The following is a 13954-nucleotide window of genomic DNA, read 5'->3' on the forward strand; positions in this document are numbered from 1 at the left end:
ATGGCCATCGACCTCGACAGCTACGTGAAGGGCGTACTCGACGGGAAGCGGGCCTACGTCGCCCGCGCCATCACCCTCGTCGAGTCCACCCGCCCCGACCACCGGGCCCTGGCCCAGCGGCTCCTGACGGAGTTGCTTCCGCACAGCGGCGACGCACGGCGGATCGGGATCAGCGGGGTGCCCGGGGTGGGCAAGTCCACCTTCATCGACGCCTTCGGCACCATGCTGACCGGGCTCGGCCACCGGGTGGCGGTGCTCGCCGTCGACCCGTCCTCCAGCCGCACCGGCGGCTCCATCCTCGGCGACAAGACGAGGATGGAGCGCCTCGCGGTGGACCCGTCGGCCTTCGTGCGGCCCTCGCCGTCGGCGGGCACCCTCGGCGGCGTGGCGAAGGCGACGCGCGAGTCCATGGTCGTGATGGAGGCGGCCGGTCACGACGTCGTCCTGGTGGAGACCGTCGGCGTCGGCCAGTCCGAGACGGCCGTCGCGGGCATGGTCGACTCGTTCCTGCTGCTCACCCTCGCCCGCACCGGCGACCAGCTCCAGGGCATCAAGAAGGGCGTCCTGGAACTGGCCGACGTCATCGCGGTCAACAAGGCCGACGGCCCGCACGAGCGCGACGCACGCGCTGCCGCCCGTGAACTCGCGGGCGCGCTGCGGCTGATGACCCCGGCGGATGCGGCCTGGACCCCGCCCGTGCTGAGCTGCAGTGCCCGGGAGTCCAGCGGACTCGACACCGTCTGGGACCGCCTGGAGCAGCACCGCGCCCTGCTCGACGCGGGCGGCAGGCTCGCCGCCAAGCGCCGTGACCAGCAGGTCGAATGGGCCTGGGCGATGGTCCAGGACGAACTCCTTGGGCGGCTGCGTGCCCATCCCGCCGTACGCGCGCTCGGCCCCGGCCTCGAACAGCAGGTGCGTGACGGCGCGCTGACCGCCGCGCTCGCCGCCGAACGCATCCTGGAGGCGTTCGGCCGCGACGGCTGACGACGCACCGGGAGGCGCGGGGGGCCCGCGTCAGCGCGCGAGTGCCAGCATCGCCAGCCGGCGCCAGCTCAGCCGAGGACGGGAGCGCGGCACCCCGGGCCGGTGGCGCGGCACCCGCACCCGCAGCGCCCGCGGCCGGACGGTGCAGCGTACGGGTACGGGCAGGGTGAGCGCCTCGCCGTCCACGCCCACCTGCACCTCCGGCGCGTCGGCGTCCACGACGACCTCGCGGGCGGTGAGCAGCGTGAAGCCGGGCGAGCGCTCGCCGCGCAGCAGGTCCGCCGCCTGCGCGGCGCTGTCCACGGTGACACCCACGATGCCCAGGACGCCCCTGTCCAGACGGTCCCGGCGCGCGACCGACGCCCGGTCACCAGCCCGGTAGGGGTTGTTGCTCACCAGCACGGCCTGCGGTGAGCCGATCGTGACATCCGCCGCCCGCACGGTCAGCCGCGGCCCTGCTCGGTGCGTCAGCACGTCAGGGAACAGCTGAAGGACGGTGCCGACCTTGTCGTCGCGGTACGCGTCGCTCTGCACGACCAGTGCGTAGGCCCCGAACGACGCGTTGTTGACGAAGACCCGGTCACCGATGACCCCGAGATCGACCGTCAGTTCGACCCCGTCGGTCAGGGCGTCCAGCGCCGCCGAGGGATCCTCCCGGTCGAGCCCGAGATCGAGGGCGAAGTGGTTCCGGGTCCCGGCCGGGACCACCAGGAACGGGACCCCGTGCTCCGCGGCGACCCCGGCGACCAGCGCCTGGGTGCCGTCCCCTCCGGCCACCCCGAGCAGATCCGCACCCTCGGCGACGGCCTCGCGGGCGAGCGCCGCGACATCGCTCGGACGGTCCGGATCCAGCATGAACACCCGCGCCCCCGCGCCCTCCGCCTTCTCCCGCAGTCCGAAGCGCTCCACCTTGCCCCCGCCGGAACGGGGATTCATGATCAGGAACGGCCGTGCGGCCCGTCTCGCCGCGACCACGGGCTGAGTCGTCCGCCTGGCGTCGACGGCCAGCGCCTCCCAGCCGGAGCCCACCGCGACCGTTCCCAGGAAGAGGCACAGCACCAGCAGCCACAGCATTCCCGAGCGGATCTGCAGCAGGATCACCACCACCGGGGCGGCCACCGCCAGGACCGCTGCGCAGACGCGCACCGCTCCCCGCCGGGTCAGCGCCCACCACAGCCCCGCGGCGCTCACGACGGTCCCGGCGACCACCTGCACCACCAGCGCGAGGCCCCCGAGCCCGGAAGCGACCAGCAGAACCACCACCGCGGCGGCCGCCAGGATCGCCAGCCGCGCGCACCAGCGCTGGATACGGACCGTGTGTGCCTTCGCGCCGACGCCGTTCATGACACCTCCGGTCCTGACCTTCCTACCGCCATTGCACAACCGCACGGGGCGGCGCGCCTCCCCGCCGGGCGCCGCCGGGGGCGCGTCACCGCGCCGATGGCGATCATGGAAGGCCGCTGGGATCATGAGGGCTGACAACGGACGGCACGGCGGTGGAACGCATGGCCGAGGACGCCCAGCTGCATCCCAGCGGTGACCCGCTGCTTGCCGCGAAGTTCGCGGTACCCGTCGTACCCCCTGCCTTCGTGGCGCGAAAGCGTCTCCTCGACCGGCTCACGGAGGCCACCCAGGGCCCTCTGACCGTGGTCACCGGCCCGGCGGGCGCGGGCAAGACCAGCCTCGCCGCCTCATGGTGGAACGAGGACCTGGCACCCGGCCCCGTCGTGTGGCTCACCCTGGAGAACGACGACCACGCACCCGGTGTGTTCTGGGCCTACGTCCTCGGCGCGTTCCGCTACCACCGGGTGCCGTTGCCCGACGGCGTCGGCAGCCCGTCCAGCGCCGACAACGTCGACCACTCGCTCATCGTGCGCCTCGCTTCGGCGCTGGCCGAACTGCCCGGCCCCGTCGTCCTCGTACTCGACGGGCTCGAGCACACGGCCGCCCACGACGTCGCCGCGGAGCTGGACTTCGTCCTCGCCCACGCCGGACCGCAGCTGCGCCTCGTCCTCCTCGGCCGGGTCGATCCCGCGCTCCCGCTGCACCGCTACCGCGCGGAGGCCCGTATCTGCGAGATCCGCGGCTCCGAACTGGCCTTCACCCCGCGCGAGACGGACCGGCTGCTGCGCTGCCACGGACTGCAGCCCTCCAGGGAAAGCGTGGCCGCACTGACGGAGCGGACCCAGGGCTGGGCCGCCGGCCTGCGACTGTGTGCCCTTGCCATGCAACGGACCGAGGACGCGGAGCAGTTCGCCCAGTCCTTCGCGGCCTCGCAGAACGCCGTCGCCGACTATCTGATGGCCGAGGTCCTGGCCGTCCAGCCCGACACCACCCAGGATCTGCTCATCCGGACCAGCATCCTCTCCCACGTGCATCCGGAACTCGCCGACGCCCTCACCGGACGCGCCGACGGGGAGCTGATCCTCGGCCGGCTCGTCCGCGAGAACGCGTTCGTCGAGCCCATCGGCGACACCGCCTGGTACCGCTGCCACCCCCTGTTCGCGGAGGTCCTCCGCGCCCATCTGCGCAGCCGCAGCCCCGAACTGGGCGCACCCCTGCACCGTGAGGCGGCGCACTGGCTCGACCGGCACGACCGGCTGACCGACGCGCTCGAACACGCCGCCGCCGCGGACGCGTGGACGTACGCGGCGGGCCTCCTCGTCGACCGGCTCGCCGCCGCACGGCTGCTCACCGGCCCGGACAGCCACCGGCTCGAACGGCTGTTCCGCACCATGCCGGACGGGCTGCCCGGCACCGCACCCGCCCTCGCCGCGGCCGCGTGCGCCCTCGCCCGCGGCGACACCGTCGCGAGCCGCAAGCACCTCGCGGGCGCCGGCGAGAACGGTGACGCGACCCCCGAGAGCCGGTTGACCGGGGCACTGCTGCGGCTCCTCACCGACGGCGGGACGCGTCGGCCCGCCCAGGAGACGCCCGACCTCGGCCGTGAGGTGCGCGTCCTCATGGAGCAGGTGGACCGGGACACGCTGGCGCGGCATCCCGAGATCGAGGCGCTCCGCCGCTACGGCCTGGCCCGCGCACACCTCGGCGCGGGCCGCCGCGCCGAGGCACGGGAGGCGTTCACCGCGGCGCTGGCAGCCGCCACGGACGAACAGACCTGGACGGTCCGCCACCACTGCCTGGGAGCCCTTGCCCTGACCGAGGCCGTCGACGGGATGCTGCGCGAGGCCGAGGCGCACGCCCGGGAGGGGCTCCGGGCCGCCGACGAGCACGGCATCCCCGTCGGCCACCGCACCGGACTGTGCCATCTCGCGCTCGCCGTCGTCGCCTGCGACCGTGGCGACCTCACGGGCGCCGGCCGGTATCTCGGCGCGGCGGTCGGGTCCGGCGCACCGGCCTGGGACGCGCTGGGCGCCGCCGAGGCCGCGGTGCTTCGCTCCCGGCTCGAACTCGCCCACGGGCGTACGGCGGCGGCCCTGAGCGAGCTCGACGACGCACCCGTCTCCGCCGGCGGCGCGCCGTTCGCCGAGGGCGAGGCCGCGGGCCGCGTCGCCGTGGCCCGCTCCGCCGTCCACCTCGCCCGCGGCGATCCACCCGCGGCCCTCGGCGCGTTGCGCCGGGCACCACGGACGGGTCCCGCGCACGCGGTCGCCTCCGCGGCCGCCCATCTCGCGGCAGCGGACACCGAGCAGGCCCGCCGGCTGCTCGCCGCGCTCGGCCACGGCGAGGGCGACGGCGCCGGGGAGGGCGACGGCGCCGGCGATGTCTGCCCTGCCGTGCGGGTCCGGGCGCTGCTCGTCGAGGCACAGGCCGCGGCGGCAGAGGACGACAACGCACAGGCCGTGGCGCTCCTCGGCAGGGCCCTGGACACCGCGCGCCCGCAGCAGCTGCGCGCCCCGTTCACGGAACGCGGCCCATGGCTGCGGCATCTGCTCGCACGTACACCCGAACTCGCCGACGCGCACGCCTGGCTCACCGGCCGTCCCGGCGCCGCGGACGGGCGGCGCGGACCGGGCACCGCGGGCGCGTCGCCCGCCGGGCCGCCGCTGCTGGTCGAGCGCCTCAGCAGACGGGAGCTCGACGTCCTGCGGTGCGCCGCACAGCTGATGTCGACCGACGAGATCGCGGCGGACCTGTTCCTGTCCGTCAACACGGTCAAGACGCATCTGAAGAGCGTGTACCGCAAGTTGTCCGTCTCCCGCCGCAGCGAAGCGGTGCGGCGCGCCAGGGACGCCGGCCTCCTGTGACGCCACGCCCCTCGGGCCGTGCCCGGGGCCACCGCCGCCAGGTCGGCGACCAGGTCACCTCATCCGGGTGATGTGCCGACGGCCGTCCGCACCGGACGATGTGTGCACAGCCCCTAGCGCACGGGGAAGTGTCCGCATGCGATACGAGTTCCGCGTCTCCGGTCAGCTGTCCCCGGCCGTCGCCGGTGCGTTTCCCGAACTGGACGAAGCGACGGTGCCGCAGGAGACCGTCCTGTACGGTCCTGTCACCGACGAGGCACACCTGTACGGGCTGCTCGTCCGTTTCCAGGACCTCGGACTGCACGTCGTGGAACTGCGCCGGCTCCCCGACTGACCCGGCCCGGCTCCCCGACTGACCCGGCCCGGCTCCCTGACTGCCCCGGCCTGCGGCCCGGCTCCCGCGCTCCCGGTCCGTCAACCCGTCCGCCGTCAGGCGGCTTCGTCGGCGCCGGCCGTACGCTCCCGCAGCCGCGGATCCCGCTCCGACGCCCTCGCGTACCAGGCCCCGTACCGCTCGCTCAGCCGCACGGCCGTCACCCCGTGCAGCAGCACGCTCAGGGCCACGGTGACGGCGACGACCCGGCCGGGGAGCGACGCCTCGGGTCCGTACTCCTTGACCACGAGCAGTCCCAGGACCAGCGACGCCAGGCCCCGCGGTCCGAACCATCCCACGTACGCCACCGTGGGCAGCCGCAGCCCGCTCCCGACGAGGGCGAGCGCCACCGGCACCATCCGTACGACGGTCAGGCTCAGCAGCGCGTAGACGACGGTCCGCCAGTCCAGGTGCCCCAGCGCAGGCCCCAGCAGCACGGCACCGAACACGAGGAAACTCATGCCCGCGAGCAGCGAGGCGACGTTCTCGGCGAACTCGTGGCTCCGGTCGCCGCCCAGGTCCTCCGCCGACGAACCACGGCGCAGGAACACGGCGAAGGCGATCCCGCCGCACCAGGCGGCGATGAACCCGCTCCCGCCGACGAGGACCGCCAGCCCGTACGACGCCAGGGTGGTGGCCAGGACCAGCAGCTGGCGCCCCTCCCGGCCCACCCAGCCGGCGGAGCGCGCCAGATGCAGCAGCCGGCCGGCCACGGCGCCGGCGCCGAGTCCGAGCAGCGCGCTGAGCACCAGCGAACGCCAGAAGATGCCGGCGAGGCCCTCCTCATGGGCGGCCGTCCCCGGCAGCGCCGCGAGAAGGAGGAGGAACACCGGCAGGATGATGCCGTCGCCGACGCCGCACTCGGCGTTGAGACCGTTGCGTACGACCGGCGGCACCCGCGGCGAGGCGATGGCGGTCCGGCACACCGCCGCGTCGGTGGGCGTCAGGATCGTCGCGACGAGCGCCAGTTCCCACAAGGTCAGCCCGGGCAGCAGGGGCCAGGCCAGCAGCCATCCCGCCGCGATGGTCAGCGGCAGGCCGATCAGGAGCAGCCGCAGCGGCAGAAAGCGTCCGCGGTGCAGCTGCCTCCCACGCAGCTGCAGGGCGTCGGTGAAGAGGACCAGGGCGAGCGCCGCCTCGACCAGGACGAGGACCGGGCCCGCGTCGTGCGCCAGACCGAAGAGATCGAGGCCCGCAGGGCCGATGAGCACTCCGCAGCCGGTGAACAACAGCGGCCCGGTGAGCGCCGTGGTGGAGATCCGCCGCGACACCAGCGCGTAGCCGGCCGTGACCGTCGCCACCGCGACCCCGGTCAGGGCGCTCCCTCCGCTCACGTACCCCTCACCCACCCGACCTGTGGCATCACGGACCGGTTCATCGTCGGTCACACCGTCACGGCCGCCCGGCACCGACACGACGGGACGGCGCCTGCCCCCGGCACGGCCACCGATTCACCCGTGCGGGGTGAGGGAACCGCGCGCGGGCCGTCCCACACTGACGGCGAGCGGACGCCCGGCGTCCGATGGGAACGGCAGGAGGACTGCGATGGACGGCACTGTCTACCTCGCGTACGACTATCCGGTTCTGGGCGCGTTCTGGACCGTGATGTGGATCTTCCTCTGGGTGATGTGGCTGGTGCTGCTCTTCCGGGTGATCATGGACATCTTCCGTGACCACGACATGAGCGGCTGGGCCAAGGCGGCCTGGCTGCTGTTCGTGCTGCTGATCCCGTTCCTCGGCGTGCTGGTCTACGTGATCGTGCGCGGCAAGGAGATGGGCAAGCGCGAGATCCAGCAGGCGCAGCAACAGCAGGAAGCCTTCAACTCCTACATCCGGCAGACCGCCAAGGGCTCCAGCACGGGCGAGGAGCTGGCCCGGCTCTCCGAACTCAAGGCCAAGGGTGACCTGAGCGAGGCCGAGTTCCAGCGGGCGAAGGAAAAGCTCCTGAGCTGACAGGAGCTGAACATCGGCACGAGGGGACATCATGACCGATTCGACCCAGACGACCGGCACGACCGGCACGACGACCAAGCGGGCACCCGCCACGGGCGGCCACCCGGTCCTGGCCGCAGGACTGGCGACCTTCGCCGCGGTGATACTGATCATCGCCGGATTCCTCGATCTGTTCCGGGGCATCATGGGCATCGCCCACGACGATCTCTTCGTCGCGGCGCGAGGCTACGTCTTCCGCTTCGACCTCACCGCATGGGGCTGGCTCCATCTGATCTTCGGAGTCCTCGCCATCGTGGCGGGGTTCGCCCTCTTCAAGGCCGCCCTGTGGGCCCGGATCCTCGGCATCGTCCTCGCGGGCATCCTGGTGATCGTCAACTTCCTGTCCCTGCCGTACTACCCGCTCTGGTCCCTGATCTCGATCGCGCTCTACATCGCCGTCATCTGGGCCCTGTGCGTCGTACGGCCGGACGATCTCTGACCGGACGACCTCTGACCGGACGGGCCCGGCCGGGGCCGTGCACCGACCGCCGTACCCGAACAGGCGTGCCCGCCGCGCGCGGGCACCGCCCCGGGGCTGCAATGGACAGGTGACGGCGACTCCCGACGACTGTCTCGCACGCAACGACTGGATCTGCGGTGAGTACCTCTCCACCCGCCGCGAGATCCTCTGGGACGCGGTCCTCCAGCACCTCCAGCTGACCTTCGTCTCCGTCGCCGTCGGCCTGCTCCTCGCCGTACCGCTCGCCGTCGCCGCCCGCCGTTGGCGCTGGGCCGCCGGGTCCGTCCTCGGCGTGACGACGATCCTCTACACGATCCCGTCGCTGGCGATGTTCTCGCTGCTGCTCCCGCTGTACGGGCTGTCCGCGTCGCTCGTCATCGCCGGACTCGTCCTCTACTCGCTCACCCTGCTGGTACGCAACATCCTCGCGGGGCTGCGGTCCGTCCCCGAGGAGACCCGGCAGGCCGCACGCGGCATGGGATACGGGCCCGTGCGCCTGCTGCTCACCGTGGAGATGCCGCTCGCCCTGCCCGCCGCGATGGCCGGGCTGCGGATCGCGACGGTCTCCGCCGTCTCGCTCGTGACCATCGGCGCCATCGTCGGGTACGGCGGGCTGGGCAACCTCATCTACTCCGGGATGAACACCTTCTTCAAGGCCCAGGTGCTGACCGCCTCGGTGCTCTGCGTGATCATCGCGGTGGCCGCCGACCTCGTACTCCTCGGCGTCCAGCGGCTGCTCACCCCGTGGCTGCGGCAGTCCCGCGGGGCCGCCGCGTGAACACGCTCGCGCAGGCGTGGGACTGGCTCACCGACCCCGCCAACTGGTCCGGCGACAACGGGGTGTGGAACCGGCTCGGCGAGCACCTGTACCTCACCGTGGTCTGCCTGCTCATCAGCTGTGCGATCGCGCTGCCCGTCGCCCTCGTCCTCGGCCACCTCGGCAGGGGCGGCGCGCTCGCCGTGAACGTCTCCAACGTCGGCCGGGCCGTGCCGACCTTCGCGGTCCTGGTCCTGCTGCTGCTCAGCCCCATCGGTTCCTACGGCGACTGGCCGACGATCATCGCGCTCGTGCTGTTCGCCGTGCCGCCGCTGCTGACCAACGCGTACGTCGGCATGCGCGGGGTCGACCGGGACGTCGTCAGGGCCGCCCGCGGGATGGGCATGACCGGCAGCCAGATGCTGTTCCGGGTGGAAGGCCCCCTCGCGATGCCGCTGATCCTCACCGGGGTACGGATCGCCGCCGTCCAGCTCGTCGCCACCACGACCATCGCCGCGCTCGCCGGCGGCGGCGGGCTCGGCCGCATCATCACCGCGGGCTTCAATCTCGCCTCGACCCCGCAGGTGGTCGCCGGCGCGGTGCTCGTCGCCGTGCTCGCGCTGCTCGTGGAAGGGATCTTCGTGGCCGTGGAACGGCTGGCGCCGGCACGGGCGCGGGGGAGGGCGGCATGAGGCGGCTCCCGGCACTCCTCGCCCTCTTCGCCGTGACCGTGCTGACGCCGGCCGCGTGCACCACCGGGCCGTCGCTGGAGGACCAGGGCCGGGTGACCGCCTCGCCCGGCGACAGCAGGCATCTGACGATCGGCTCGGCCGGTTTCACCGAGAGCGACCTGCTCGCCCGGATGTACTCACTGCTCCTCGAACACGCCGGGTACCACACGAAGATCATCTCCGTCACCAACCGAGAGATCTACGAACCCGCCCTGGAGAGCGGCCAGATCGACGTCGTCCCCGAATACGCGGCCACCTTCGCGGACTGGCTGAACGCCAAGGCCCACGGCCCCGACGCGCCCGCCGTCGGCTCGCCCGACCTGGGCGCCACCATGACCGCGCTGCGTTCCCTCGCCGGCGCGCGCGGGCTCACCGTCCTCGACTCGGGCAGGGCCGTCGACCAGAACGCCTTCGCCGTCACCGGGCGGTTCGCCCGCGCCCACGGTCTGAGGACCCTCAGCGACCTCGGCCGATCGGGGCTGCCCGTACGCCTCGCCGCCGGTGACGAATGCGTCCAGCGGCCCTACTGCGCTCCCGGGCTGAAGAAGACGTACGGCATCCGTATCACTGGGATCGACCCCAAGGGCGTGGGAACCACCCAGGCCAAGCAGGCGGTGCAGTCGGGTCAGGACCAGATGGTCCTGACGACGACCACGGACGCCACCCTCGACGAGTTCGGGCTGGTGCTCCTCGAGGACGACAAGCGGCTGCAGAACGCCGACCACATCGTCCCCGTCGTCAACCGCGCACGCGCGGGCGGCCCCGGCGTCACCAAGGTCCTGGACCGGCTCAACTCCGTCCTGACGACGGCCGACCTCGCCCGGCTCAACGAAGAGGTGGACATCAGGCGCAGACTGCCCGACGACGTCGCGAGGGAGTACCTGGAGTCCAAGGGACTGCTGCCGCGGTGAAGCCGGCCTCAGGCGTCGGCCACCGAGTCGAACTCCACCTCGTCCCGCGGCACGCCCTGCGCCTCCGCGTCCACCGAACGGCGCAGTGCCTCATGAAGCTTCGCCGGGGTCAGCACACCGACGAAGCGTGCCCCGTCGACCACCGCGACCCATCCGGCGTCGTGCTGCAGCATCTCACTGAAGGCCTGCTTCAGCGGGGCGCCGAGCGGGACCCATGCCTCCATCCGACGGGCCCGGTCACCGACCGTGCCCCGTTCCCCGGCGACGGACAGGGAGTCGGCCGAGACCCAGCCGTGCAGATCGCCCGCGGCGCTCAGCACCACGGCCCAGCGGGCGTCCTGCGCCCGCAGCCGGCCGGCCGCCGCCGCGGCGGGCTCGTCGAGGCGCGCCACCGGTGGTTCCTCCAGGTCGTCCGCCTCGATCGTGGTCACCGACAGCCGTTTCAGACCGCGGTCCGCGCCCACGAACCGTGCCACGTAGTCGGTCGCCGGGGTGCCGAGCACCGCGCCCGGGGTGTCGAACTGTTCGATGCGGCCCTGCCCGTACACCGCGATACGGTCGCCCAGCCGCACCGCCTCCTCGATGTCATGGGTGACGAGCAGCACGGTCTTGCGCACTGTCGCCTGGAGGTTCAGGAACTCGTTCTGCAGCCGCTCCCGCACCACCGGGTCGACCGCGCCGAACGGCTCGTCCATCAGCAGCACCGGCGGGTCGGCCGCGAGCGCCCTGGCCACTCCCACGCGCTGGCGCTGGCCGCCCGACAGCTGCGCCGGATAGCGCGAGCCGTAGGTCTTTGGATCCAGCCCCACCAGATCGAGCAGCTCGGCGGCGCGGGCCCGGGCCCGCGCCTTCCGCCAGCCGATCAGGGAAGGCACGGTCGCCGTGTTGTCGAGGACCGTCCGGTGCGGGAAGAGACCGACCTGCTGGATGACGTAGCCGATGCGGCGGCGCAGCTTGACCGGATCGGTGCCGGAGATGTCCTCGCCGTCGACGAGGATGCGACCGGAGGTGGGCTCGATCAGCCGGTTGACCATCATCATCGTGGTCGTCTTGCCGCAGCCGGACGGGCCGACGAGCGTGACCAGCTCTCCCTCGCCGACCTCGAAGGACAGGCCGTCCACGGCGGTCGTCCCGTCCGGGTAGACCTTGGCCACGTCCTCGAACCGGATCATGGCTCCACGCTAGGCGCGCGGTGCCGGGGCCGCACACGGGCCGGGGTGGGCAAGGACGGGCCGGGACGCACGCGGGCCCACACGGCCGGGACAGATCCCGGCCGGCTCATCGCGGCCGCCCTCGGTGCGACCCCGCCGCGCCCATGTGATGCACTGGGCTGGCGAGGGAGCACCACCAGGGACACGCACCACCAGGGACACCGAGCAGGAAGAGAGCAGGAGCCGCATTGACCAGCTACCGGCAGCCCGGCCTGGTCCTCACGGACCGCCACTTCACCGTTCCGCTCGATCACGCCGACCCCACCGGGGAGCAGATCGGGCTCTACGGCCGTGAGATCGTCTCCAGCACCCGCGCCGGTGCCGATCTGCCCTGGCTGGTGTATCTGGAGGGCGGGCCCGGCTTCGGGGCGCGGCGCTTCCCCGGCAAGCAGGCCTGGCTGGGACGTGCGGTACAGGAATTCCGCGTACTGCTGCTCGACCAGCGCGGCACCGGGCTGTCCACCCCCGCCAACCGGCAGACCCTTCCGCTGCGCGGCGGGCCCGAGGAGCAAGCCCGCTACCTCGCCCACTTCCGCGCCGACAGCATCGTCCGGGACTGCGAGGCGGTCCGGGCACAGCTGACGGGCGGGGCGCGCTGGACGGTTCTCGGCCAGAGCTTCGGCGGTTTCTGCGCCACGCACTATCTCTCGACCGCGCCGGAGGGCCTCAAGGCGGTCCTCATCACGGGCGGGCTGCCCGCGCTCGACGCCCGCGCCGAGGACGTGTACCGGGCCGCGTACCCCCGCATCCAGCGCAAGAACGAGGCCCACTACGCCCGCTACCCGCAGGACGTCGAACGCGCCCGCCGGATCGCCGAGCACCTCGCCCGCCGGCGGACCGTCCTGCCCGGCGGCTACGTCCTCACCCCCGAGGCATTCCAGTCCCTCGGGATCCAGCTCGGCACCGGCGACGGCAGCCACCAGCTGCACTACCTGCTGGAGAACGCGTTCGTCCGCACGGCGGACGGCGACGAACTCTCCGACACGTTCCAGCAGGGCGTCCTCGCCGCACTGTCGTACGCCGCGCATCCCCTGTACGCCGTGCTGCACGAGGCGATCTACGCCCAGGGCGAGGCGCCCACGGCATGGGCGGCCGAGCGGGTCCGGGCCGATTTCCCGCAGTTCGACGCGGAGAAGACGCTCGCGGGCGACGGTCCGCTGCTCTTCACCGGCGAGTCCGTCCACCCCTGGCACTTCGAGACGGACCCGGCACTGCGCCCGCTGCGTGAGGCCGCCGAAGTGCTCGCCGCCCGCACCGACTGGCCCGGGCTGTACGACACGGAACGCCTCGCGGCCAACGAGGTCCCGGTCGCCGCGGCCGTCTACCACGACGACATGTACGTCGACACCGCCCACTCCCTCGCGACGGCGCGCGCCATCCGGGGACTGCGCACCTGGGTCACCGACGAGTACGAGCACGACGGTGTACGTGCCTCCGGCTCCCGCGTCCTCGACCGGCTGCTCGCCCTGGTCCGCGACGAGGTGTGACGCGGGCGCGCGGCACCGCCCCGGCTACGCTGCCCGTATGACGGATCCTCAGCTCGAACCGATGCCGGACGACTGGGAGCGCGCCCTCGCCGTGGTCGCCCACCCCGACGACCTCGAATACGGCTGCTCCGCGGCCGTCGCCTGCTGGACCGACGCGGGCAAGGACGTCACGTACCTGCTGGCCAGCAGGGGCGAAGCCGGCATCGACACGATCGCTCCCGTCGAATGCGGGCCACTGCGCGAGCGTGAGCAGCGGGCGAGCGCGGCGGTCGTCGGCGTGTCCGCGGTGGAGTTCCTCGGCCACCGGGACGGAGTGATCGAGTACGGCCCCGCGCTGCGCCGCGACATCGCCGCCGCGATCCGCCGGCACCGCCCGGAACTGGTCATCACACTCAACCACCGCGACACCTGGGGCCCCGCGGTCGGCGGCTGGTGGAACACACCGGACCACCGTGCCGTCGGCAGGGCCACCCTGGACGCCGCGGGCGACGCCGGCAACCGGTGGATCTTCCCCGAACTCCTCACCGAGCAGGGCCTCCAGCCGTGGAACGGGGTGCGCTGGGTGGCGGTCGCGAGCTCGTCGACACCGACCCACGCCGTGGACGCGACGTCCGGACTGGAGCGCTCCGTCCGGTCCCTGATGGAGCACCACACCTATCTGGAGGTGCTGACGGACAAGGACCCGGAGGACTACTGCAGGGAGTTCCTGACCGGCAACGTCCGTCAGCTCGCCCCTCGTTTCGGAGGCCTGCCCGCGGTCGGATTCGAGCTCTTCCCCCGCCAGTAGCACGACACGGCCGTCGTCCGCGGCGGGCGGGGCGCGGGCGCCGTTTGCCCGCG

At 73.0% G+C, this 13954-nt stretch carries 13 protein-coding genes; 10 read left to right on the forward strand and 3 right to left on the reverse strand.

Translation table 11 applies throughout. From position 1 onward, the window contains the following. Entirely contained in the window at nt 1-984 is a 984-nt protein-coding gene (gene meaB, locus ACIQMR_RS12425) for a methylmalonyl Co-A mutase-associated GTPase MeaB (RefSeq protein WP_401385369.1), read from the forward strand. A 30-nt stretch (nt 985-1014) separates the two neighbouring features. Here meaB and ACIQMR_RS12430 read toward each other — a convergent pair whose 3' ends face one another. Beyond that, entirely contained in the window at nt 1015-2328 is a 1314-nt protein-coding gene (locus ACIQMR_RS12430) for a diacylglycerol/lipid kinase family protein (protein WP_401385370.1), read from the reverse strand. 161 nt (nt 2329-2489) lie between these two features. Between ACIQMR_RS12430 and ACIQMR_RS12435 the strand changes: the two genes are divergently transcribed. Together ACIQMR_RS12435 and ACIQMR_RS12440 are read left to right on the forward strand one after the other, a co-directional pair. Next, nucleotides 2490-5192, forward strand: a complete 2703-nt coding sequence (locus tag ACIQMR_RS12435; RefSeq protein WP_401385371.1) for a LuxR C-terminal-related transcriptional regulator — start codon at nt 2490-2492, stop codon at nt 5190-5192. Between the two features lie 136 nt (nt 5193-5328). Further along, nucleotides 5329-5526 (forward strand): hypothetical protein, encoded by a 198-nt coding sequence (locus ACIQMR_RS12440; protein ID WP_266385258.1) that lies wholly within the window; start codon nt 5329-5331, stop codon nt 5524-5526. A 95-nt stretch (nt 5527-5621) separates the two neighbouring features. Here the strand turns inward: ACIQMR_RS12440 and ACIQMR_RS12445 are convergent, their stop codons facing one another. Next, complete coding sequence (locus ACIQMR_RS12445; protein ID WP_401385372.1) at nt 5622-6899, reverse strand: cation:proton antiporter; 1278 nt, start codon at nt 6897-6899, stop codon at nt 5622-5624. 211 nt (nt 6900-7110) lie between these two features. On the opposite strand from ACIQMR_RS12445, the gene ACIQMR_RS12450 reads away from it, so the two are divergent. The 5 genes from ACIQMR_RS12450 to ACIQMR_RS12470 all read left to right on the forward strand — a co-directional run bounded on the left by ACIQMR_RS12450 (nt 7111) and on the right by ACIQMR_RS12470 (nt 10416). Next, nucleotides 7111-7518 (forward strand): SHOCT domain-containing protein, encoded by a 408-nt coding sequence (locus tag ACIQMR_RS12450; RefSeq protein ID WP_401385373.1) that lies wholly within the window; start codon nt 7111-7113, stop codon nt 7516-7518. Between the two features lie 31 nt (nt 7519-7549). Continuing rightward, the gene (locus ACIQMR_RS12455) at nt 7550-7996 is read left to right on the forward strand and encodes a hypothetical protein (protein WP_401385374.1); all 447 of its coding nucleotides are present in this window, start codon (nt 7550-7552) and stop codon (nt 7994-7996) included. Between the two features lie 109 nt (nt 7997-8105). Further along, nucleotides 8106-8795: an ABC transporter permease gene (locus ACIQMR_RS12460; RefSeq protein WP_401385375.1), complete on the forward strand. Its 690-nt coding sequence runs from the start codon at nt 8106-8108 to the stop codon at nt 8793-8795. After that, complete coding sequence (locus tag ACIQMR_RS12465; RefSeq protein WP_401385376.1) at nt 8792-9466, forward strand: ABC transporter permease; 675 nt, start codon at nt 8792-8794, stop codon at nt 9464-9466. The genes ACIQMR_RS12460 and ACIQMR_RS12465 overlap by 4 nt, the downstream gene beginning before the upstream one ends. Beyond that, the gene (locus ACIQMR_RS12470; RefSeq protein WP_401385377.1) at nt 9463-10416 is read left to right on the forward strand and encodes an ABC transporter substrate-binding protein; all 954 of its coding nucleotides are present in this window, start codon (nt 9463-9465) and stop codon (nt 10414-10416) included. The genes ACIQMR_RS12465 and ACIQMR_RS12470 overlap by 4 nt, the downstream gene beginning before the upstream one ends. Nucleotides 10417-10424: 8 nt before the next feature. Here the strand turns inward: ACIQMR_RS12470 and ACIQMR_RS12475 are convergent, their stop codons facing one another. Continuing rightward, on the reverse strand, nt 10425-11588 hold the full coding sequence (locus tag ACIQMR_RS12475; RefSeq protein ID WP_401385378.1) for an ABC transporter ATP-binding protein: 1164 nt from the start codon (nt 11586-11588) through the stop codon (nt 10425-10427). A 227-nt stretch (nt 11589-11815) separates the two neighbouring features. Between ACIQMR_RS12475 and ACIQMR_RS12480 the strand changes: the two genes are divergently transcribed. Both ACIQMR_RS12480 and ACIQMR_RS12485 read left to right on the forward strand, forming a co-directional pair. After that, complete coding sequence (locus ACIQMR_RS12480) at nt 11816-13114, forward strand: alpha/beta fold hydrolase (protein ID WP_401385379.1); 1299 nt, start codon at nt 11816-11818, stop codon at nt 13112-13114. 37 nt (nt 13115-13151) lie between these two features. Then, entirely contained in the window at nt 13152-13901 is a 750-nt protein-coding gene (locus ACIQMR_RS12485) for a PIG-L deacetylase family protein (RefSeq protein WP_401385380.1), read from the forward strand. The last annotated feature ends 53 nt before the right edge of the window (nt 13902-13954 follow it).

The organism is Streptomyces sp. NPDC091376 (assembly GCF_044757085.1).
GTDB classification, from domain to species: domain Bacteria; phylum Actinomycetota; class Actinomycetes; order Streptomycetales; family Streptomycetaceae; genus Streptomyces; species Streptomyces pratisoli.